We start from the raw sequence: 19,765 nt of genomic DNA, 5'->3' as shown, positions 1-19,765 counted from the left end.
AAGACACAGAGGGGAGCAACCGTGGGACTTCTGACGACACGTCGACGTGGTCACACGGACGGTCCCGAGGCAGGCCGGGAGCTGTCCGAGCAGGTGCGCGCAGGTTTGCCGCGCCGGTTCGAGGCTATCGGGGAGGTCCTGGCCTCGGGATCGCGCTCTCTCGAGGCGTACGACGTCGTCGGTCGCCGTCTGGCGCAGGACGGCGCGGCGCTCGACGAGGTGCTCGACGCGCTCCGCCAGACGACGCAGGCCGTGCTCGGCACGGACCCGTCGTTCGACGCCGTTCGTGCGATCACTGTCGCGTGGAGCGAGGGCACGCTCGCCTATCTCCACCAGATCTCCTGCGAGGACCCGCTCACGGGTCTCGCCAGCCTGGCCCACGTGCGCAGCCGGCTCGCCGAGCTCTATCGCGCCGCGGCGCGCAGTGGTGGCGATGTCTCCCAGCAGCACGCCTTGGTCGTGATCGACCTTCCCGAGACCGTCGAGTCCCTCGCTGCTCCGGACTCCGGCTTCTCCCGCACCCTGCGTCTGGCCCGCGTGGGTCAGTCGACGGGCACCGTCTTCAACGGCGCGGAGACGATCGGGCGCCTCGGCGCCCGCCGTGTCGTCGCTGTCGTCGAGCGCGACCCGGTTCTCGGACGCCGGGTCGCGCTCGTACGCACGCTCCTGTCCACCGCCGACTTCCCGACCCGCGTCTGGATCGAGGGGCTTCCCGGCTCCGACGAGGTCGCGGCCCTGTTGCTGGACGAGCTCGCCCGCTAGGGCACCCACACCTGTCTCTGGGTGACTCGGACCGGCCGCACCTGACGGGGGGATGCGGCCGGTCTGAGCCGTTTCCGGAGCGTCGTATCGTCAGCGTCATGTGTGGTCGCTATGCCTCCTCCCGGCGCCCGGATGAGCTGATCGACGAGTTCGACGCGGTCGCCCACGTCGACGAGGAGATCGCTGCCTCGTGGAACGTCGCGCCCACCGACCCGGTCTACGCGGTGATGGAGCGACCGAAGGACGACGAACGCCAGCTCCGCGCCGTTCGCTGGGGGCTGGTGCCGTCCTGGGCCAAGGAGCGTTCCATCGGCAGCCGGATGATCAACGCACGCCTGGAGACCCTGGCGGAGAAGCCGGCGTTCCGCCGCGCCCTCGCCGTACGCCGCTGCCTGGTGCCTGCTGACGGCTACTACGAGTGGTACCCCACCGCGGAGCTCGACGCGAAGGGCAAGCCGAAGAAGCAGCCCTTCTTCATCCGCCCTGCCGACGGGGGAGTGCTCCCGATGGCCGGGCTCTACGAGATCTGGCGCGACCCGGCTCTGGCGGAGGACGACCCCGCCCGCTTCCTGTGGACCTGCACGGTGATCACGACCGAGGCCACCGACGACGTCGGGATGATCCACGACCGGATGCCGCTGATGGTCGAGCGCGACCGGTGGGACGAGTGGCTCGACCCGGCTGCTCCGGGGGCGGACCTGCTCGGACTGCTCGAGCCCGCCGCTCCGGGGCGCCTGACGGCCTACCCCGTCTCGACGGCCGTCGGCAACGTGCGCATCAACGGGCCGGAGCTCGTGGAGCCGCTTCCCCTGCAGGCCTGAACGACAGGCATGATGGTCGCGTGAGCGAGAGTCGCACGTACGAGACCCCGGGCGGGCCGGCGCGACTCGTCGCCCATCGCGCCAAGCGCCCGATCGCCACGCTGCTGCTGAGCCACGGCGCCGGTGGCGGCATCGATGCCCATGACCTGGTCGCCCTCGCCGGTCACCTGCCCGGGCAGGGGATCAGCGTGCTGCTGCTCGAGCAGCCGTGGCGGGTCGCCGGCCGCAAGATCGCGGGTACGCCGGCGTCGCTCGACGTCGCGCTCCGCTCGGTGGCCGACCAGATCCGTCCCCGGAACCCGCTCGTGGTCGGAGGTCGCTCGGCGGGTGCCCGTTCGGCCGCTCGGTGCGCGCGCGAGCTCGGTGCGAGCGGATGCCTGGCGCTGTCGTTTCCTCTGCACCCTCCCGGCAAGCCGGAGAAGTCACGGGTCGAGGAGCTGGTGGGCACGCGGGTGTCGACCCTGGTGATCCAGGGCGAGCGCGACCCGTTCGGGCGGCCCGACGAGTTCCCGGACGGCACCGAGATGGCCGTCGTCCCGGCGGCTGACCACTCCTTCAAGGTGCCGAAGTCGGGCCCGCTGACCCAGGACGATGCGCTCGCCGTCGTGGTGGAGGCGACCCTGGAGTGGGTCGTGCGCGAGGTCGCACGGAGCTGACGGAAGAAAACGGACGCCTGGTCCGTTGAGCATCGACGTGAACGCCGTACTCCATCGCCCGCTGGCTGCCGTAGAGCCTGCCAGCGCTGATCTATTCTGGGGAGCGATGACTGACGTGGTTCCTGACAACGAGACCGAGGCCGAGCGTTCGCTGCGCTTCGAGCGCGACGCCCTGCCCTTCCTCGACCAGCTCTACTCGGCGGCCCTGCGCATGACGCGCAACCCGGCTGACGCGGAGGACCTGGTCCAGGAGACGTTCGCGAAGGCGTTCGCGGCGTTCCACCAGTTCAAGCCGGGGACCAACCTCAAGGCCTGGCTGTACCGGATCCTGACGAACACCTTCATCAACAGCTACCGCAAGAAGCAGCGGGAGCCGAAGCAGTCGATGTCCGAGGACGTGGAGGACTGGCAGCTCGCGCGTGCCGAGTCGCACACGTCGTCCGGGCTGAAGTCCGCTGAGCACGAGGCGCTCGAGCACCTCCCCGACTCCCAGGTCAAGGACGCGCTGCAGCGTCTGCCCGAGGAGTTCCGTCTGGCTGTCTACCTCGCCGACGTCGAGGGATTCCCGTACAAGGAGATCGCGGAGATCATGGACACTCCGATCGGCACCGTGATGTCGCGACTGCACCGCGGTCGCCGTCAGCTGCGCACCCTCCTCGAGGACTACGTCCGCGAGAACGACATGTTCGGTCTGAGCCGCGAGGAGGTCGTGTCGTGAGCGCACCCGACCAGCAGGGACAGCACCGGAGCGAGGACTGTGCCGACTACCTCGAGCGCATCGTCTTCTTCCTCGACAACGAGCTCGACGAGGCCGACTGCAGCGCGGTCCGCCACCACCTCGACGAGTGCGGACCCTGTCTGAAGAAGTACGACCTCGAGCGCACCGTGAAGCAGGTCGTCGCGCGGTCCTGTCACGAGTCGGCCCCGGAGGGGCTTCGGGCCCGTGTCCTCGTGCAGCTGCGCGAGGTCCAGGTCCGTATCACCACCACCGACTGACCACCCGGTCGGCCTGAATTCGACCCAGGCGCAGTCGTCTGGGAGGATGAGCCGTTCCGCGATCGAGGAGGATCCCCATGGGCAAGACTGGCCGCAAGCGCCGCGCTCGCAAGAAGAAGGGCGCGAACCACGGCAAGCGCCCCAACGCCTGAGTCCCGTACTCAGCGCAAGCGCCCGAACCCCCGAGCCTCAGGCTCCGGGGGTTCGTCGCATTTCAGGCCCGCTAGCGCGCGGGGCGCAGCTCCGGCGTCGTCTCGCGCAGCGCCTCGACGATGACCAGCAGCAGGTCGGATCGGACGGCCGGGCGCACGGGGCCGTGCGCGACCTGCAGGTAGAGCGCGCGCAGGAACGACTGGGTGTTGAACGCCCGGCAGGCGACCGCGCCTTCGGGGTCCACAGCAACGGCGCCGTTGGCCAGGCGAGCGACCCACGGCTCGAGCAGGCCGAGCGGGACGAGGTCACGCGTCAGGACGGCGACGGTGGCGCGCGCCAGCCGGTCCGGCTCGCCGGTGACGAGCCGGTGGCCGGTGGGCAGCAGCAGCCGGTCGGCGATCACGTCGAGCAGCACGGTCATCTCCGGGAGGCCGAAGTGGACCGAGCGGGCCAGATCGGCGATCGCGTCCGCGCCGTGGGCGATCGCCATCGCGGGTCCCTTGCCGTCCACGTGGCCGCGCAGGTCGCGCTCACGGACCAGCCAGGTGGCCACCCGGTCGCCCCAGAGCAGGAGCTGCTGCGCGGTGAGCAAGCCCGTCGCGTTGTCGCGGGCGATGCAGTCAGCGAGCACCTTCGCCGACCAGCTGCGCCGGAAGACCGTGTCGGTGTCGGACTGGCCCAGCCCGACCTCCAGACCGGTGGCCATGCCGTCGCCCAGACCCACCAGGACGTCGTCGTACGCCCCCTCGGCGATCCAGCCCGCAAGGGGCCGATAGGCCTGCTGCGAGCGGACCCGGGCGTCGGTGCTCCCGAGCATCCGGGTGAGTTCGGCGGTCAGGTCGTCCAGCGGGCGATCTGTCGGCAGCGGCATGGTTTCCATCGTGCCAGCCGGTACCGACACCGTGCGAATTGGCTTCCGGGACTATCGGGGGCCGTACTCTCGGGCCATGCCGACCCTGGACGAGATTGCCCGTGCCCACACGGATCTCGACACCGACGAGCTGGCCTGGCTCCATCTGCTGATCGCCGACTGGCAGATCGTCGCTGACCTCTCCTTCGCCGACCTCGTGCTGTGGCTCCCGGACCGTGAGGGACGCGGCTTCTGGGCGGGAGCCCAGCAGCGGCCGACCACCGGGCCCACGGCGCTGCTGGACGACGTGGCCGGCACCTTCGTCCCGACGGGGCGCCGCAAGCTGCTGGACACGGCGTACGAGACCGGGCGGCTGACGCGTGAGGGCGGGGACCCCGAGTGGGTCTACGACGTCCCGGTGCGGGTGGAGACGATCCCGGTGCGTCAGGGCGACCGCGTGCTCGCGGTCATCGCCCGCAACACCAACCTGCTCGGCGTACGCACGCCGTCGCACCTCGAGCTGACCTACACGCAGACGGCCAGCGAGCTGACCCGGATGATCACCCGCGGCGCCTTTCCGGTGCCCGGCCAGCGCAGCGACCACGCCGACACTCCTCGGGTCGGTGACGGCTTCATCCGCCTCGACACCGGGGGCCGGGTCAGCTACGCCTCGCCCAACGCGCTCTCGGTCTACCGCCGGCTCGGTCACGCCGGCGACCTCGTCGGCCAGCAGCTTGCGGAGCTGACGCGCAGCCTCGTGCCTCCGCGCGACCGGCCCGACGAGGAGACGCTGAGCGCCGTTCTGGGCGGGCTGGTCGCGCGCGACACCGAGGTCGCCTCCGAAGGTGTGGCGCTGATCCTGCGCTCGCTCCCGCTCAAGCCCGAGGGCGTGGCGGTCGGGGGAGTGATCCTGGTCCGCGACGTCACCGACCTCCGCAGGCGCGACCGCGAGCTGGTCACCAAGGACGCCACGATCCGCGAGATCCACCACCGCGTGAAGAACAACCTGCAGACCGTCGCCGCGCTCCTGCGTCTCCAGGCCCGTCGCATGGGCAATGACGACGCGCGGCTCGCCCTCGAGGAGGCCGTACGCCGCGTGGGCTCGATCGCGCTGGTCCACGAGACGCTGAGCCACACCGACGAGGAGCACGTCGCGTTCGACGAGATCGCCGATCGCCTGGGCCGCATGGTGGCCGACGTCGGCGGGATCGGCCACGCCGTCGCCGTACGCCGGGAAGGCAGCTTCGGCGTCCTCAACTCCGACATCGCCACCCCGCTCGCGATGGTGCTCACCGAGCTGCTGCAGAACGCCGTCGAGCACGGCTACCGGCAGCTCGCGGTGCCCGAGACCGATCGGGTCGGACGGATCGGCATCCAGGCGCGCCGACTCGTCGGCCGTCTCCACGTGATCGTCGAGGACGACGGGGTGGGTCTGCCGGAGGGTTTCGACCCGGACCAGTCGACGAGCCTGGGGCTGTCGATCGTGCGGACGCTCGTCGAGTCCGAGCTCGACGGTCAGCTCACGATGGGGGCCGCACACGCGACAGCGACCGGCACGCGCGTCGAGATCGACGTACCGGTCGCTCAGCGGCTCGGGTGAGCCGACGTACTGCTGTCCTCAGGCGGTGCGCACGCGGGCGCGGGCGTTGCGGCGCTTGAGCGCGCGACGCTCGTCCTCGCTGAGTCCACCCCAGACACCGTGGTCCTGACCCGCCTCGAGTGCCCAGGCGAGGCACTGCTCGCGAACGTCGCAGCGACGGCACACCTGCTTGGCCTCCTCGATCTGGAGGATGGCGGGGCCGGTGTTGCCGATCGGGAAGAACAGCTCCGGGTCCTCGTCGAGGCAGGCAGATTCGTGACGCCAATCCACGGCTGGGTGTACTCCCTTTGGTTGCTGGGGTGGGCGCGATGGCCTCGGTGGAGGCATTGTCGCGCAGAAAAGATGAGGTGGCCTCGTGAATTCTTTCACGAACGCACACGCAAGGTTGGCAAGAGTTCCATCTGACGACAACCCCTAGCGGCCGTCACTTTGGTCACAAGTAGATTGAGACCGTGTCGATTCCCGCCGAAAACCCTGTCGCGCCGCGCCCTTTGACCGTCGCGGCGCTGGTCGTCCTGCTCGAGGCCGTCTGCTTCTTTGGCCTTGCGATCGCCCAGGCCGTCACCTTTGACAGCGCCCGATCGGCGCTCGGCTGGACGACCATCGCGTTCTTCGCGCTGTGGGGGCTGATGCTCGCCGTGTGCGGCATGGCGCTGCGCCGGAGCAGGTCCTGGGCACGCAGCCCGATCGTGATGGCACAGCTCGTGCAGCTGGGTCTGGCCTACAACTTCGCGACGGACGCGCACTCCGACCGGACCGACCACGTCGTCGCGTGGCTGCTGGCCGCCGTCACGCTGGTCGTGCTCGTGGGCGTGTTTCACCGGAAGTCGATCCACCACCTGGCTGCCGTCGAGGGCTGACCGGCCCTCCACCAAGCCGTCGCCGCAGCCGGGCCAGTGCCTGCGCCTGCACCCGTGAGACCTGCGGCTGGCTGATGCCGAGCTGCGCGGCCACGGCGTCCTGCGTCAGGCCGTCGAGGTAGCGGAGCGTCACGACCGCACGCTCGAGCGCGGGGAGCTGCTCGAGCTGGGGGAGCAGCATCAGTCGCAGCTCCACGTCGTCGTACGCCGGATCGGCGTGGCCAGGCGTCGCCCCTTCGTCGAGCTCGTCGACGTGGGGCTGGGGCGCCTCGCGTGGCGCCCGGATCAGGCTGCAGCGGTCGCGCAGGTGGTGGCGGATGCCGCCGACCACGGTCGGCACGGCGTACGCCGCGAACGGCACGCCCCGCTCGGCGTCGTAGCGCCGCGCGGCATGGAGCAGCGCGAGCCGCCCGGCCTGGACCAGGTCGTCGTGGGGCTCGCCCCAGCCGCGGAACCGGCGGGCGCAGCGGTCGACGAGGGCGAGGTGCTCGAGCACGAGGGCGTCGGTGTCCATGTGTCCATCAGACGCCGATCACCGGATCGTCGCGAACGGTCCTCCACAGGCTGCCGCCCCGACGGATGAAATGCGGAAGGACCCGCCTCCCCGAAGGGAAGCGGGTCCGCCGCATGCGATCCGGACGAGCAAGCTCGCCGGCCGCTCAGGCCTTCTTGGTCTCCCAGAAGATGCCGGCGATCTCGTCGATCTTGGCGAGGAGCTCGTCGGCAACGGCCGCGTCGAGCGTGCCCTTCGTGCCGCCGGCGCCCGCGAGCTTCGTGGCCTCGTTGATGAGGGTGTGGAGCTGCGGGTACTTCTCGAAGTGCGGCGCCTTGAAGTAGTCGGTCCACAGCACCCAGAGGTGCTCCTTGACCAGGGTGGAGCGCTGCTCCTTGATGACGATGGCGCGGGTACGGAAGTCCGGGTCGTCGGAGTCGTTGACCTTGGCGATGAGCGCCTTGATCGACTCGGCCTCGATGCGGGCCTGGGCGGGGTCGTAGACGCCGCAGGGGAGGTCGCAGTGGGCCTGGGCCTCGACGGTGGGGGCGAACAGCATGCTCGACAGCTCCTTCGTGGGGGTCACGTGTGTGTGGCTGCGACACTACTCCCCATGCGAGGACGTCGATGGGGCTGGGCCATCGTCCGCGGACGATCCATGGAGCCGGGGCTCCGTGACGGCGACCGTCTTCTAGTCCGTTGGGGCCGTACGCCGCGTGAGGGCGACGTCGTCCTGGCCCGGTTCGTCGACGGCACGCTGGCCGTCAAGCGCGCTGCCGAGCGGCGTACGACGAGGACGGGCGCGCCCGGCTGGTGGCTGCTGAGCGACAACGCTGCCGAGGGCGTCGACTCACGACACCGAGGTGTCGTGCCGGAGGAGGACGTCCTGGCTGTCGCGCGGGCACTCGTGGGCAGGTGCCGGATGCGTCACATTCCGCACGCGGCCGTGGAGGAGAACGCTCCCTTGTGAAAGGATGCTGGCGAGGGTGAACCCCTGTCTGGCTGCTCCGCGACACACCATTCGCGTTCGAGCGGCACTCCCGATCCTTCCGAACGCCCCGAAAGTCTTGCCGAAAATGTCTGAGCTCGAGACCGCTGCCCACCCGTTCGCTGGTGACCCGGTGTTCGACCTCCACGTAGGCGGCAAGATGGCGATCCAGTCGTCGGTGGAGTTGGCTGGCGCTGATGAGCTGTCGCTCGCGTACACCCCCGGTGTTGCCCGCGTCTGCACCGCGATCGCCGAGAACCCCGACCTGACCCAGCACTACACGTGGGTCCCCAACACCGTCGCCGTCATCACGGACGGCACCGCTGTCCTGGGCCTCGGTGACATCGGCCCGGCCGCGGCCATGCCGGTCATGGAGGGCAAGGCGATCCTCTTCAAGCAGTTCGGTGGCGTCGACGGCATCCCGATCTGCCTGGACACCACGGACACCGAGGAGATCATCGAGACGGTCGTGCGCCTGGCGCCGTCGTTCGGTGGCATCAACCTCGAGGACATCTCGGCGCCGCGGTGCTTCGAGATCGAGGACCGCCTCAAGGAGCGCCTCGACATCCCCGTCTTCCACGACGACCAGCACGGCACGGCCGTCGTCGCGCTCGCCGCGCTCAAGAACGCTCTGAAGCTCACCGGCCGCACGCCCGAGCAGACCCGTGTGGTCATCTCCGGTGCGGGCGCCGCGGGCGTCGCGATCGCGAAGATCCTGATCGTCGCCGGCATCACCGACATCGCCGTCACCGACCGTCGCGGCGTCGTCAGCTCGGACCGCTCCGACCTGACCCCGGTCAAGAAGCAGCTCGCCGAGATCACCGCGGACCGCAACGGTCGCAAGGGCACGCTCGCCGACGCGATGGACGGCGCTGACGTCTACCTCGGCGTCTCCGGCGGCACCGTGCCGGAGGAGGTCGTCGCGACGATGGCCGACGACGCGATCATCTTCGCGATGGCCAACCCGACTCCCGAGGTGCACCCGGACGTCGCGCACAAGTACGCCCGCGTCGTCGCGACCGGTCGCTCGGACTTCCCGAACCAGATCAACAACGTCCTGGCGTTCCCGGGCATCTTCCGTGGTGCGTTCGACGTCCGCGCGACCGCCATCACCGAGGGCATGAAGCTCGCGGCTGCCGAGGCGCTCGCCGCTCTCGTCGGCGACGCGCTCGCGGAGGACATGGTCATCCCGGGTCCGTTCGACCCGCGCGTGGGTCCCGCCGTCTCCGCCGCCGTGGCCGAGGCCGCGCGTCGGGACGGCGTCGCTCGCTCCTGATCTGACTCGGTAGGTTTGGCGCATGTTCGCCGTCTACGCCGAGTCGTTCAACGCTGAGTCCCCGCTCGACAGCCTCGTGGTGGGGGAGCGCCCCGATCCGGTGGCGCCGGATGGCTGGACGACGGTCACGGTCAAGGCTGCGAGCCTCAACCACCACGACCTCTGGTCGCTGAAGGGTGTCGGCCTCAAGGCGGACCGCCTGCCGATGATCCTCGGCTGCGATGCAGCGGGCTACGACGAGGACGGCAACGAGGTCGTCGTACACGCCGTCATCAGCTCGCCTGACTGGACCGGCGACGAGACCTTCGACCCGAAGCGTTCGCTGCTCTCCGAGCTGCACCAGGGCACCTTCGCGGACAAGGTGATCGTGCCGCGCCGCAACGTCGTCCCGAAGCCGAAGTCGATGAGCTTCGAAGAGGCCGCCTGTCTGCCGACCGCCTGGCTCACGGCGTACCGGATGCTCTTCACGCAGGGTGGACTCAAGGCCGGCGACTCCGTGCTCGTGCAGGGCGCTGGCGGCGGCGTGGCGACGGCCTGCATCGTGCTCGCGCGCGCGGCGGGGCTCAAGGTCTACGCGACGAGTCGCGACGAGGCGAAGCGCGCCAAGGCCCTCGAGATCGGTGCCCACGAGATCTTCGGGTCCAACGAGAGGCTGCCGGTCAAGGTCGACGCCGTCATGGAGACCATCGGGCGGGCGACGTGGGAGCACTCGATCCGTTCGCTGCGCCCCGGCGGCAAGCTCGTGACCTCGGGCAACACCTCCGGCCCGAATCTCGACAACGCGATGCTGCCCCACATCTTCTTCCTCCAGCTGCAGGTCATCGGCTCGACGATGGGCACCCGGAGCGAGCTGGCGTCGCTGGTCCAGATGCTCGACGCCACCGGCCTGAAGCCGCTCATCGACCACACGGTGCCGATGGAGCAGGCGCGCGACGCGTTCGCCGCCCTCCACGCTGGCGACGTCTTCGGCAAGATCATCCTGACCCGATGAGTCACGTCCACCTGATCACCGGCGCTGGCTCCGGCATCGGCGCAGCGGTCGCCTCCGCCCTCCAGGCGCGCGGTGACGAGCTCATCCTCCTGGCCCGCTCCCAGCCGCGCGCCCACGAGCTCCAGCAGCAGTACGACGGCGCGCGCGTCGTGGTCGCCGACCTCGCCGACCCTGCTTCGCTGGCCCATGCCCTGACGGGCGCGAACCTGCCTCCGCACCTTGACTCCGTGCTGCACGTCGCGGGCGTCGTCGACCTCGCACCGGCACATGACCTGGTCTATGACGAGGTGCGCGCCCAGGTCGACGTCAACCTGGTCGCACCGATGGTGCTCACGCAGTTCTGTCTCCCGGCACTCCGGGCGGCGCGCGGCACCGTGGTCTTCGTCAACAGCGGCGCCGGGCTCAACGCCCACCCGACCTGGGGCGCGTACGCCGCGACGAAGTTCGGCCTCCGCGGCTTCGCGGACGCGCTCCGCGGTGAGGAAGTCGCGCACGGGGTACGGGTGACCAGTGTCTTCCCGGGGCGCACGGCAACGCCGATGCAGGAGAAGGTCCACGACCAGGAGGGCGCCGACTACAGCGCCGAGCGCTGGATCCAGCCGGAGACCGTGGCTGCGACCATCCTCTCCGTGCTGGACCTGCCGCGCGATGCGGCGATGCCCGAGGTGAGCGTCCGCCCCGGCGTTCGCTGAGGTTTCGTCCCTCCCGGGAATTGATTGGCGTTCACACGGGTTGGGCAACGAGAATTCACTCCGACGCGTCCCCACCTGACCGGGCGTTGTCGGATCTCCGGGGTCTCGTTCGTGGAGTACATGAACGGGCGGTCACCAGGCCACCCCGCGCCCTCCCCGAAAGGCCTCCCATGTCTGCGTCCCAGGACATCGACGTCGCCGTCGTTGCGACTGACGACTCACCCGATGCACCCTTCACGACGCCGCTCGTCGTGAAGCTCCTCGTTGCGGCCACCTTCGTGGTGATCCTCAACGAGACCACGATGATCAACGCGCTGCCGAGCCTCATGCGTGACTTCGGCATCGACGAGCGCACGAGCCAGTGGGTCAACACGGTCTTCATGTTGACGATGGCGTCGGTCATCCCGCTCACCGGCTGGTTCCTCCAGCGGGTCACCACGAAGACCGCGTTCACGGTTGCCATGGCGACCTTCTGTACGGGCACCCTGCTGGGCATGCTCGCGCCGTCGTACGCCGTGCTGCTGGTCGCGCGGTCCATCCAGGGCGCCGGCACCGCGGTGATGATGCCGCTGCTCATGACCACCGTCATGACGGTCATCCCGATGGCCCACCGCGGTCGCGTGATGGGCAACATGATGATGGCGATCTCGGTCGCCCCGGCGCTCGGCCCGACCACGTCCGGTCTGCTGCTCGAGCTCGGTCCGTGGCGCCTGATCTTCGCCACGATCCTGCCGCTCGCAATCGTCATGGGCGTTGTGGGCCGTCGTCTCGTCGAGAACATCGGTGAGCCGAAGGCCGGCCCGGTCAGCTGGCTGAGCGTCCTGCTCGCCGGTGGCGGCTTCGCCAACCTGGTCTACGGCCTCAGCAACTTCGGTGCGGGCACGCTGGCCAAGCCGGTCGCGTTCACCATCGTGGGCGTGCTGCTCGTCGGCGCGTTCGTCGCCTACCAGATCGTCCTCCAGGGCCGCGGCGCTCCGCTGCTCGACCTGCGTACCCTGCGGATCCGGACCTTCGCCACGGCGGTGCTGCTGATGTGCGCGGCCTTCATGGCGTTCTTCGGCGCGATGGTGCTCCTGCCGCTCTACCTGCAGAACTACCGGGGGCTCAGCACCCTCCAGACCGGCCTGCTGGTCATGCCGGGTGGTCTGGCGATGGGCCTGCTCGGCCCGCGGGTCGGCAGGGTCTTCGACCGCGTCGGGACCCGGCCGCTGGTGATCCCGGGCGCTGCCGGTCTGGTGACGGCTCTCGTGGTCCTGTCCCAGGTGATCGACCTGAGCACGCCGTTCTGGCTGATCGTGGTGCTCCACGTTGCGCTGATGAGCTGCCTGGCCTGCGTCTTCACGCCGGTCTTCACGCTCGGCCTGGGCGCGCTGCCGCCCGAGCTCTACTCGCACGGCAGCTCGCTGCTCGGCACGCTGCAGCAGGTCGCCGGTGCGGCCGGCATGGCGCTGTTGATCGCGATCCTTCAGTCGCGCGGCGACGCGATCGTGGCGCGTGACCACCTGACCGAGCTGATCCCGGGGGTGTTGCCGCCGACGGCGTTCGTCGGCGGCCTCGACTGGGCGCTGCTGACCGGTGCCTGCTTCGGCGTCGTCGTCTTCCTGATGGCACTGCTGCTCCCGGCGCGTACGCAGAACGCGGCAGGAGCCCCCGCCGCGCACTGACCGCACATCCACGAAGGCCTCCCGCACCCCCGTGTCGGGAGGCCTTCGTCGTGCCGGGACGATCCTTGTCGGCGCGGTGCCCCGTGTCCTGCGTCGATCTACTCAGGTCCACCGACTCGGTTCAAGACTATTCACTCAGTGTATTCACAGTGTGTATAGTCGCCGACGTGAGCATCTCGCATGTCCTTCTGGGGGTCCTGAGCAGTGGGCCCGCCCACGGCTACGACCTCAAACGTGAACACGACATCCGCTTTCCGGGTGCCAAGGAGCTGCCGTACGGGCAGGTGTACGCCGCGCTGCAGCGGCTCGAGCGCGACGGGCTCGTCGAGGTGGCGGAGACCGTCCGCGACGGTGGTCCCGAGCGGACCGTCTACGCACTGACGGAGTCCGGCCGTGCCGAGCTGGACACGTGGCTGGCCAGTCCCGAGAGCGCGGGCCCGTATCCCGCCGACGAGCTGGTGCGGAAGGCGGTGACTGCGCTCCGCACGGGGGTCGACGCGCGGTCCTTCCTCGCGCGCCAGCGGGAGGTGCACCTCGCCCGGCTCCGTGAGCTCCTCGCTGCGCAGGACGCCACGACCGATCCGGCCGGCCGCGCAGCGATCGACCACGCGGTCTTTCACCTCGACGCGGACCTGCGGTGGCTCGAGGCCGCCGAGGGGCGCCTGAATGCACCGTCCAGCTCGAACCACCAGGGGGACCCGTCATGACCGATCAGCTCATCTCAGCGCGCGCCGTGCGCAAGGCCTACGGACGTACCGAGGCGCTCCGCGGTGTCAGCCTGGACATCTCGGCGGGGGAGAAGCTCGCGATCACGGGCCCCTCCGGTAGCGGCAAGTCGACGTTGTTGCTCTCGCTCGCGGGCATCCTGCGCCCGGAAGCCGGCGAGATCAGCTACGACGGACGTCGCCTGGACGATCTCTCCGAGGCCGAGCGGACTCGCCTGCGTCGCCGTGAGTTCGGCGTCGTGCTGCAGTTCGGCCAGCTCGTGCCCGAGCTCACCGCGGTCGAGAACGTCGCCCTGCCGCTGATGCTCGAGCGGCACGCCCGCGCGTCCGCCGACCGGATCGCGCGAGGCTGGCTGGAGCGCCTCGACGCCGGAGCCCTTGCCGACGTCGTACCGGGGGAGCTCTCCGGCGGTGAGGCACAGCGCGTCGCGCTGGCCCGCGCGCTGGTCACCTCGCCACGCGTCATCTTCGCCGACGAGCCGACGGGCGCGTTGGACACCGTTGCCGGCGAGCAGGTGCTCGTCGCGCTCTACGACGCTGCGAAGGAGACGGGAGCCGCCATCGTCATGGTGACGCACGACAACCGGGTGGCGGCGCGTGCCGACCGCGAGGTGCGCATGCTCGACGGGACGATCGCATGATCGGCCTGGGCTGGCGGCTCGCGCTCGCGGCGGGTCAGGGGCGCGCGATGCTCCTCGCCGGCTGCACCGCCATCGTGTGCGGTCTGCTCCTCGTCACCCAGACGATCGCGATGCTTCCGCAGTATCCCGACGAGAGCCTGTACAGCGTCGTCGCCGACGCCGGCACACGCGGCGGATTCGCCTTCGGCGCGGCGATGCTCTCCGTCCCGGCGTTGCTGCTCCTCTTCCAGGCCGTACGGCTCGGGACGTCGGCCCGCGAGCGTCGGCTCGCCGCGCTGCGGCTGGCCGGAGCCACCCCCGGAGAGGTACGCCGCATCGGTGCGGTCGAGGTCGGCGTACCGGCCGCTGTGGGAGCCGTCGCAGGCATCGGTGTCTTCCTGCTCCTCCGCCTCTTCTTCGGTGGCGTGTCCATGCGTGGCTGCTGTGAGGAGGGTGTGACGTTCTACAGTGCGGGCGTGCGGTTCGTGCCGACCAGCGTGACGCCGGCCTGGTGGCAGTTCGCCCTGACGGTGGTCCTGGTCGCGGGGCTCGGCGTCGTCGTGGGGCTGGCGGCTGATCGCCGGGTCGTCGTCTCGCCGCTGGGTCTGACGCGGCGCCACGACCCGCGCCCGCCACGCCCGTGGGGCGTCGTCCTGTTGCTGGGTGGGGTGATGGCCGGGGCGGCCATGCTCGTCTTCTGGCGCGACTCCGACGTGGTCGATGTCGCGGCGCCGCTCGTGGCGATCGTCCTCCTCGTCGGAGGGCTGGTCAGCCTGGCTCCTTGGACCGCCTACGTCATCGGTCGGCGGGTGGCGCGCCGTGCGCGGACCGGTCCGGTGCTGCTCGCGGCCCGGCGTCTCGCGTCGGACCCACGCCCGGCAGGCCGCGCGGCGGCTGCGGTCGGGGGAATCGGCCTGGTCGCAGGCGGTTCCGCGGCGATGGTGGCCGGCATTCTCGATGACGTCCAGCCCGAGGACCGCGGGTACTACCTGGGGGCGATCGGACTCGTCGGCGTGGCCTTGCTTATCTCGCTGGTTGCCGTGGTGGGTTCGCTCGCCGTCCACTCGGTCGAGTCCCTCCTGGATGGCAAGCGCTCCGTGGCATCGCTGGCGGCGCTCGGTGGCAGCAGCGAGCTGGTCGCTCGTGCACAGCGCGCCGAGATCGGCCTGGTCGCCGTGCCCATGGGCGTCGGTGGCACGCTCCTCGGCGCAGTGCTCCTCGGCGCGGCACTCGCGGGCATCACGCTGCTCTGGCTGCTGGCTACCGTGGCGGCGGTGCTGGTCATGGCCGCTCTCGTCTGGGCGGCCATCGGGCTGGCGCTGCTGCTGACCGGCCCCTGGCTGCGTGCGGCCACCGATCCGGGCAACCTGCGCACGGCCTGACGCGGGGGGAGTCGCTCAGACCTCGTCGAGGAACGCGTCGAGGTGCGTCCACGCCAGCTGGGCAGCCTGCGGGCCGGCGACGAGACCGAGGTGGGAGAGGCCGTCGGCGGCGACGTACCGCGCGCCGGGGACGGAGCGCGTGCCTGCCTCGACCGCAGGGCCGGGGCCGATCGCGTCGGTGCGGCTGCCGATGAAGAGCACGCGCGTGCGGATCGAGGAGAGGCGCACCGCGCGGCCGTGCGTGAGGTGCACGGTGCCGGTCGCGAGCTCGTTGCGGGTCAGCAGGCGGGTGTGGACCTGGTGGTAGAAGCGGCCCGGGTAGCCCGGCATCGCGTTGATGAAGTTGTCGATCGCGGTGGTGCGGGCGAGGGTCTCGCGGTCGAGGATGTTCTGCGCGAGGAAGAGCGGCTTCTTCAGCTCGCGGATCGGCGCCATCGCCCGGAAGCTGAGGCGGGTCACCTGGCGGGGGACACCACCCATCAGGCCCGTGCCGAACGTCATCACGTTGGAGCCCAGCACGTTGTCGAGGTAGCGCAGGATCTGCACCGCCGGGATCAGCCGGTAGTCGATCGGCGTGCCGAAGGCCGTGATGGACGCGATCGGCAGGGTCGGGTGCGCCGCGGCGGTCAGCAGGCTGCAGGTGCCGCCGAGCGACCAGGCGACGACGTCGACCGGGGCGCCGTCGTGCTCCTCCGAGACGCGGCGGATCGCGGCCGGGATGATGTCGTCGATGAACGCCTCGAAGCCCATGTGGCGGTCCGCGAACGTCATGTCGCCGTAGTCGACGACGTACGTCGCGTGGCCCCGGGAGACGAGGTGCGCTGCGAGGCTCTGGCCGGGGCGCAGGTCGTAGCAGTTGGTCGACACGGCCTGCGGTGGGACGAGCAGCACCGGCCGCGCCTTGGTGTGCGGCTTGCTGCTGAGGTACCGACGAAGCTGACGGTGCGGCTCGTCGACGAGCACGTGCTGCGGCATGCCGGCGTACTGCTCGATGCCCTCACCGAACGGCGAGATCGCCCACGCGTTGCGCGCGGCGGCCGCGAGGGTGGCCAGGGGAGAGGCGGCCCGCTCGTCGGGAATGGCGGGCAGGGTGCTGGTCACTTGCTGGAGTCCCATCGGAGTGCGCCGACCAGCACGATGTGCAGCTGGCGGCGGGCGGTGTCGGCGATGCGCCGGGTGTCGGCGGCACTGGTGGCGCGGCTGAGCTCCTCGACGTGGGAGAGCATCGCGTTGACCAGGAGGTTGGAGAGAACGGCGAGGTCGCTGGCGGACCAGGCCCGCGTGAACGGCAGGTGGGCGAGGTCGGTCGCGAGCTCGCGCTCCACCAGCTCGAGCTGATGGCGTACGGCGTCGCGCACCGCGGCCGGGCCGGCGAGCCGCTCGCGCGCGATGAAGCGCAGCTGACGGTCGCTCTGGCGTGCGTGGGCGACGACGGCATCGATCGACTTGTCGGCGATGGAGACGGCGAGGTCCCACTCGGAGTCGGTCTCCTCCGGGATCGCCCGTGCGTCGCGCAGGAGGGCGCGCAGCGCATCGAACGCCTCGGTCACCAGGCTCAGGCCGAGCTCGTCGATGCTGGCGAAGTGGCGGTAGAAGGCCGTCGGCACGATGCCGATCTCCTTGGCCACCTGGCGCAGCGAGAGGGCGGCGAGGCCGCCGTCCTCGGCGAGGGTCAGCGCAGCGTCGAGGATCGCACGCCGTGTGCGTTCCTTCTGCTCCGTCCGGGAGACCCCTGCGCTGCTCATGACGGAATTGTAACGCGAGTGAACGCGTGTTCACTGAAAGTGTGCGGCGTCACGCCGAATCAGGTTGACCTATGGGTCCCGGGGCGGAGATAGTTTCGGTGAACAGCCGTTCACCGAAGAAACGAGTGTTCACCCAAACTTTGAAAGGAGCCGCCATGTCCCGCATGCAGGTGCTGACCTCCTCCCGGATGGGTCGCCGCTTCCTGGACTCGTCCTTTGCTGCCGCGCTCGCGACCCCGCACAGCGTCGACCGCTACGTCGAGATGATCGACCCGCTCTGGTCCCGTACCGAGACCCGGGCCGAGGTGACCGATGTCGAGCGCAAGACCGCCGACAGCGTCACCCTCACGCTTCGTCCGAACGCCACCTGGGCCGGTTTCAAGGCCGGCCAGTTCGTCAAGCTCTCCGTCGAGATCGACGGCATCCGTCGTACGCGTTGCTACTCGCCGGCGAACTCGCAGTTCCGCCGCGACGGCAAGATCGAGCTGACCATCAAGGTCGACCCGAACGGCCTCGTGTCGCCCTGGCTCCTGGCCAATGCGACGCCCGGCATGATCGTCCAGATCTCGCCCGCGCAGGGTGAGTTCCACATCCCGCTGCCGCACCCGCGCAGCATCCTGCTGATCAGCGGCGGCTCCGGCATCACCCCGGTGATGTCGATGCTGCGCACGCTGACCGACCGTGCCTACATCGGCAAGGTCACCTTCCTGCACTACGCGTTCACGCCTGACGACGTGATCTACCGCGAGGAGCTCGAGGAGATCCAGGCGAAGTACGAGGGCGTCCGGATCATCCGGGCCTACACCAACTCGGACGAGGGCGACCTGCAGGGCTTCTTCAGCCGCGAGCACCTCGTCGCGGCCGACAAGCACTTCGCCGAGGCCGAGACGTTCCTCTGCGGCCCGATGCCGCTCATGGACGGCGTCCGTGCCGTCTTCGAGGCCGAAGGCATCTCCGACCGGCTCCACCTGGAGCAGTTCGCTGCCCCGACCCGCACCGTGCCGACCGATGAGGCCACCGGCGAGCTGGTCTTCGCCGCCTCGGGCGAGAAGGCCGACAACAACGGTCAGACGATCCTCGAGCAGGCCGAGGCCGCCGGGCTCAACCCGGACTACGGCTGCCGCATCGGCATCTGCAACGCCTGCGTCAGCACGAAGCTCACGGGCATCACGCGCAACGTCCTGACTGGCGACCTCAACACCGACAACGACGTCAACATCAAGCCGTGCATCTCGGCTCCGTGTGGCGACGTCTCCATCGACCTCTGACCTCTCAGAACCAACCTCACCAAGGAGTTCTCATGAGCACCACGACCACCCAGAAGCACAAGCTGGCGCCCGAGCAGATCGAGGCGTTCGGCAAGGAACTCGACGACCTGCGCGCCCGCATCGTCGCCGACCTCGGCGAGAAGGACGCGGCGTACATCCGCGACATCGTCGCCAAGCAGAAGAAGCTCGAGGTCGCGGGCCGCGCGCTGCTGTGGGCCGGCTGGTTCCCGCCGGCGTGGCTCGCCGGCGTCACCGCCCTCTCCCTGTCGAAGATCATCGACAACATGGAGATCGGCCACAACGTGATGCACGGCCAGTACGACTTCATGAACGACCCGGAGTTCACCGCCAAGAACTTCGACTGGGACAACACGATCCACGCCGACAGCTGGCTGTACACGCACAACTACGTGCACCACACGTTCACCAACATCGTCGGCAAGGACCACGACGCCACCGGCTACGGCGTCATCCGGGTCACCGACGAGCAGCCGTGGCACCCGATCTGGCTGCTCAACCCGATCTTCTGCGGCACGCTGCAGGTGCTCTTCCAGTGGGGCACCGCGATCCAGGAGCTCGAGTCCGAGAAGTTCTTCGCGGGCGAGAAGACCTGGGAGGAGATGAAGCCGGGCCTGCGTCGCTTCCGGGCCAAGGCCGGCAAGCAGGCGCTGAAGGACTACGTCCTCTTCCCGCTGCTCTCGGGCCCCGGTGCTCCGTTCACCTTCGTGGGCAACATGGCCGCCAACCTGGTCCGCAACCTCTGGTCGTCGTCGGTCATCTGGTGTGGCCACTTCCCGGAGGGTGCCGAGACGTTCTCCATCGAGGAGACCGAGGACGAGTCGCACGCCCAGTGGTACTACCGCCAGATCCTTGGCTCGGCGAACTTCACCGGCAGCCACGTCGTCGACGTGCTCTCGGGCAACCTGAGCTACCAGATCGAGCACCACCTCTTCCCGGACATCCCGGCGTACCGCTACAAGGAGATCGCCGTCGAGGTGAAGGCGCTCTGCGAGAAGTACGGCGTCCGCTACAACGAGGCGCCGATGGCGAAGCAGCTGTGGAGCGTCTGGAAGCAGGTCTTCCAGCTCTCGCTTCCCGACAGCACCTACACCGAGGGTCCGCTGGCGGGTCTCCGGGAGATCGTCACCTTCCCGTTCCGGAAGAAGCAGCCCACGGCTGGCAACGACGGCCTCCAGGTCGTCGCCGCCGCCTGAGAGCGTGCT

At 69.8% G+C, this 19,765-nt stretch carries 24 protein-coding genes; 18 read left to right on the top strand and 6 right to left on the bottom strand.

Annotated features, from left to right (window positions below):
• Positions 1–21: 21 nt before the first annotated feature.
• The 6 genes from EPD65_RS00995 to EPD65_RS16710 all read left to right on the top strand — a co-directional run bounded on the left by EPD65_RS00995 (position 22) and on the right by EPD65_RS16710 (position 3,387).
• Positions 22–762, top strand: coding sequence for a hypothetical protein (locus EPD65_RS00995; RefSeq protein WP_131581056.1), 741 nt, complete (start codon positions 22–24; stop codon positions 760–762).
• 98 nt (positions 763–860) lie between these two features.
• Positions 861–1,583, top strand: coding sequence for an SOS response-associated peptidase (locus EPD65_RS00990; protein ID WP_131581055.1), 723 nt, complete (start codon positions 861–863; stop codon positions 1,581–1,583).
• Positions 1,584–1,603: 20 nt separating this feature from the next.
• The gene (locus tag EPD65_RS00985) at positions 1,604–2,239 is read left to right on the top strand and encodes an alpha/beta hydrolase family protein (RefSeq protein WP_131581054.1); all 636 of its coding nucleotides are present in this window, start codon (positions 1,604–1,606) and stop codon (positions 2,237–2,239) included.
• A 106-nt stretch (positions 2,240–2,345) separates the two neighbouring features.
• Positions 2,346–2,957: a sigma-70 family RNA polymerase sigma factor gene (locus EPD65_RS00980; RefSeq protein WP_131581052.1), complete on the top strand. Its 612-nt coding sequence runs from the start codon at positions 2,346–2,348 to the stop codon at positions 2,955–2,957.
• The gene (rsrA, locus tag EPD65_RS00975) at positions 2,954–3,235 is read left to right on the top strand and encodes a mycothiol system anti-sigma-R factor (RefSeq protein WP_131581050.1); all 282 of its coding nucleotides are present in this window, start codon (positions 2,954–2,956) and stop codon (positions 3,233–3,235) included. Before EPD65_RS00980 ends, rsrA begins: the two co-directional genes overlap by 4 nt.
• A gap of 77 nt (positions 3,236–3,312) precedes the next feature.
• Positions 3,313–3,387 (top strand): 50S ribosomal protein bL37, encoded by a 75-nt coding sequence (locus EPD65_RS16710; protein WP_369759046.1) that lies wholly within the window; start codon positions 3,313–3,315, stop codon positions 3,385–3,387.
• Positions 3,388–3,458: 71 nt separating this feature from the next.
• Here the strand turns inward: EPD65_RS16710 and EPD65_RS00970 are convergent, their stop codons facing one another.
• Positions 3,459–4,259: a DUF2785 domain-containing protein gene (locus EPD65_RS00970; protein WP_243640368.1), complete on the bottom strand. Its 801-nt coding sequence runs from the start codon at positions 4,257–4,259 to the stop codon at positions 3,459–3,461.
• A gap of 76 nt (positions 4,260–4,335) precedes the next feature.
• Between EPD65_RS00970 and EPD65_RS00965 the strand changes: the two genes are divergently transcribed.
• Entirely contained in the window at positions 4,336–5,838 is a 1,503-nt protein-coding gene (locus EPD65_RS00965) for a sensor histidine kinase (RefSeq protein ID WP_131581046.1), read from the top strand.
• 18 nt (positions 5,839–5,856) lie between these two features.
• On the opposite strand, the gene EPD65_RS00960 is transcribed toward EPD65_RS00965, so the two are convergent.
• The gene (locus EPD65_RS00960) at positions 5,857–6,108 is read right to left on the bottom strand and encodes a WhiB family transcriptional regulator (RefSeq protein WP_107699106.1); all 252 of its coding nucleotides are present in this window, start codon (positions 6,106–6,108) and stop codon (positions 5,857–5,859) included.
• 182 nt (positions 6,109–6,290) lie between these two features.
• Here EPD65_RS00960 and EPD65_RS00955 point away from each other — a divergent pair, with 182 nt between their 5' ends.
• Entirely contained in the window at positions 6,291–6,698 is a 408-nt protein-coding gene (locus tag EPD65_RS00955) for a hypothetical protein (RefSeq protein ID WP_131581044.1), read from the top strand.
• On the opposite strand, the gene EPD65_RS00950 is transcribed toward EPD65_RS00955, so the two are convergent.
• Positions 6,628–7,212: a sigma-70 family RNA polymerase sigma factor gene (locus EPD65_RS00950; RefSeq protein ID WP_131581042.1), complete on the bottom strand. Its 585-nt coding sequence runs from the start codon at positions 7,210–7,212 to the stop codon at positions 6,628–6,630. The genes EPD65_RS00955 and EPD65_RS00950 overlap by 71 nt on opposite strands.
• Positions 7,213–7,357: 145 nt before the next feature.
• The gene (gene sodN / locus EPD65_RS00945) at positions 7,358–7,750 is read right to left on the bottom strand and encodes a superoxide dismutase, Ni (RefSeq protein ID WP_131581040.1); all 393 of its coding nucleotides are present in this window, start codon (positions 7,748–7,750) and stop codon (positions 7,358–7,360) included.
• 54 nt (positions 7,751–7,804) lie between these two features.
• Between sodN and EPD65_RS00940 the strand changes: the two genes are divergently transcribed.
• From EPD65_RS00940 to EPD65_RS00905, 8 genes are all read left to right on the top strand, one after another.
• A complete protein-coding gene (locus EPD65_RS00940) occupies positions 7,805–8,161 on the top strand; it encodes a S24/S26 family peptidase (protein WP_131581038.1) in 357 nt (118 codons plus the stop codon).
• Positions 8,162–8,267: 106 nt separating this feature from the next.
• Positions 8,268–9,455, top strand: coding sequence for an NAD(P)-dependent malic enzyme (locus tag EPD65_RS00935; protein ID WP_131581036.1), 1,188 nt, complete (start codon positions 8,268–8,270; stop codon positions 9,453–9,455).
• A 22-nt stretch (positions 9,456–9,477) separates the two neighbouring features.
• Positions 9,478–10,446: a zinc-binding dehydrogenase gene (locus EPD65_RS00930; RefSeq protein ID WP_131581034.1), complete on the top strand. Its 969-nt coding sequence runs from the start codon at positions 9,478–9,480 to the stop codon at positions 10,444–10,446.
• Positions 10,443–11,138, top strand: a complete 696-nt coding sequence (locus EPD65_RS00925) for an SDR family oxidoreductase (RefSeq protein ID WP_131581032.1) — start codon at positions 10,443–10,445, stop codon at positions 11,136–11,138. Before EPD65_RS00930 ends, EPD65_RS00925 begins: the two co-directional genes overlap by 4 nt.
• Before the next feature lie 170 nt (positions 11,139–11,308).
• Positions 11,309–12,802: an MDR family MFS transporter gene (locus EPD65_RS00920; protein ID WP_131581030.1), complete on the top strand. Its 1,494-nt coding sequence runs from the start codon at positions 11,309–11,311 to the stop codon at positions 12,800–12,802.
• A gap of 167 nt (positions 12,803–12,969) precedes the next feature.
• Positions 12,970–13,509 (top strand): PadR family transcriptional regulator, encoded by a 540-nt coding sequence (locus tag EPD65_RS00915; RefSeq protein WP_131581028.1) that lies wholly within the window; start codon positions 12,970–12,972, stop codon positions 13,507–13,509.
• Positions 13,506–14,168: an ABC transporter ATP-binding protein gene (locus EPD65_RS00910; protein WP_131581026.1), complete on the top strand. Its 663-nt coding sequence runs from the start codon at positions 13,506–13,508 to the stop codon at positions 14,166–14,168. Before EPD65_RS00915 ends, EPD65_RS00910 begins: the two co-directional genes overlap by 4 nt.
• Positions 14,165–15,529 carry an FtsX-like permease family protein gene (locus EPD65_RS00905; RefSeq protein ID WP_131581024.1) on the top strand — a complete coding sequence of 455 codons (1,365 nt, stop codon included), beginning with the start codon at positions 14,165–14,167 and terminating at the stop codon, positions 15,527–15,529. The genes EPD65_RS00910 and EPD65_RS00905 overlap by 4 nt, the downstream gene beginning before the upstream one ends.
• Before the next feature lie 15 nt (positions 15,530–15,544).
• Here the strand turns inward: EPD65_RS00905 and EPD65_RS00900 are convergent, their stop codons facing one another.
• Complete coding sequence (locus EPD65_RS00900; RefSeq protein WP_207891361.1) at positions 15,545–16,630, bottom strand: alpha/beta hydrolase; 1,086 nt, start codon at positions 16,628–16,630, stop codon at positions 15,545–15,547.
• The gene (locus tag EPD65_RS00895) at positions 16,627–17,274 is read right to left on the bottom strand and encodes a TetR family transcriptional regulator (RefSeq protein ID WP_131581022.1); all 648 of its coding nucleotides are present in this window, start codon (positions 17,272–17,274) and stop codon (positions 16,627–16,629) included. Before EPD65_RS00895 ends, EPD65_RS00900 begins: the two co-directional genes overlap by 4 nt.
• Positions 17,275–17,429: 155 nt before the next feature.
• Here EPD65_RS00895 and EPD65_RS00890 point away from each other — a divergent pair, with 155 nt between their 5' ends.
• A complete protein-coding gene (locus EPD65_RS00890; RefSeq protein ID WP_243640367.1) occupies positions 17,430–18,542 on the top strand; it encodes a ferredoxin reductase in 1,113 nt (370 codons plus the stop codon).
• Between the two features lie 32 nt (positions 18,543–18,574).
• The gene (locus EPD65_RS00885) at positions 18,575–19,756 is read left to right on the top strand and encodes a fatty acid desaturase family protein (protein ID WP_131581020.1); all 1,182 of its coding nucleotides are present in this window, start codon (positions 18,575–18,577) and stop codon (positions 19,754–19,756) included.
• Positions 19,757–19,765 lie beyond the last annotated feature (9 nt).

It is taken from the genome of Nocardioides jejuensis, assembly GCF_004337475.1.
GTDB classification, from domain to species: Bacteria; Actinomycetota; Actinomycetes; order Propionibacteriales; family Nocardioidaceae; genus Nocardioides; species Nocardioides jejuensis.
The sequence above is the reverse complement of the archived record's forward strand: the minus strand, read 5'-3'. Positions and strand labels throughout refer to the sequence as shown.

Excerpts from the sequence above, each read along its gene's own strand:
- EPD65_RS00920 (WP_131581030.1), top strand. The coding sequence starts at position 11,309 with ATGTCTGCGTCCCAGGACATCGACGTCGCCGTCGTTGCGACTGACGAC.
- EPD65_RS00965 (WP_131581046.1), top strand. The coding sequence starts at position 4,336 with ATGCCGACCCTGGACGAGATTGCCCGTGCCCACACGGATCTCGACACC.
- EPD65_RS00950 (WP_131581042.1), bottom strand. The coding sequence starts at position 7,212 with ATGGACACCGACGCCCTCGTGCTCGAGCACCTCGCCCTCGTCGACCGC.
- EPD65_RS00970 (WP_243640368.1), bottom strand. The coding sequence starts at position 4,259 with ATGCCGCTGCCGACAGATCGCCCGCTGGACGACCTGACCGCCGAACTC.
- EPD65_RS00925 (WP_131581032.1), top strand. The coding sequence starts at position 10,443 with ATGAGTCACGTCCACCTGATCACCGGCGCTGGCTCCGGCATCGGCGCA.
- EPD65_RS00980 (WP_131581052.1), top strand. The coding sequence starts at position 2,346 with ATGACTGACGTGGTTCCTGACAACGAGACCGAGGCCGAGCGTTCGCTG.
- EPD65_RS00910 (WP_131581026.1), top strand. The coding sequence starts at position 13,506 with ATGACCGATCAGCTCATCTCAGCGCGCGCCGTGCGCAAGGCCTACGGA.
- EPD65_RS00905 (WP_131581024.1), top strand. The coding sequence starts at position 14,165 with ATGATCGGCCTGGGCTGGCGGCTCGCGCTCGCGGCGGGTCAGGGGCGC.
- EPD65_RS00990 (WP_131581055.1), top strand. The coding sequence starts at position 861 with ATGTGTGGTCGCTATGCCTCCTCCCGGCGCCCGGATGAGCTGATCGAC.
- EPD65_RS00935 (WP_131581036.1), top strand. The coding sequence starts at position 8,268 with ATGTCTGAGCTCGAGACCGCTGCCCACCCGTTCGCTGGTGACCCGGTG.
- EPD65_RS00930 (WP_131581034.1), top strand. The coding sequence starts at position 9,478 with ATGTTCGCCGTCTACGCCGAGTCGTTCAACGCTGAGTCCCCGCTCGAC.
- EPD65_RS00940 (WP_131581038.1), top strand. The coding sequence starts at position 7,805 with ATGCGAGGACGTCGATGGGGCTGGGCCATCGTCCGCGGACGATCCATG.
- sodN (WP_131581040.1), bottom strand. The coding sequence starts at position 7,750 with ATGCTGTTCGCCCCCACCGTCGAGGCCCAGGCCCACTGCGACCTCCCC.
- EPD65_RS00885 (WP_131581020.1), top strand. The coding sequence starts at position 18,575 with ATGAGCACCACGACCACCCAGAAGCACAAGCTGGCGCCCGAGCAGATC.
- EPD65_RS00890 (WP_243640367.1), top strand. The coding sequence starts at position 17,430 with ATGTCCCGCATGCAGGTGCTGACCTCCTCCCGGATGGGTCGCCGCTTC.
- EPD65_RS00895 (WP_131581022.1), bottom strand. The coding sequence starts at position 17,274 with ATGAGCAGCGCAGGGGTCTCCCGGACGGAGCAGAAGGAACGCACACGG.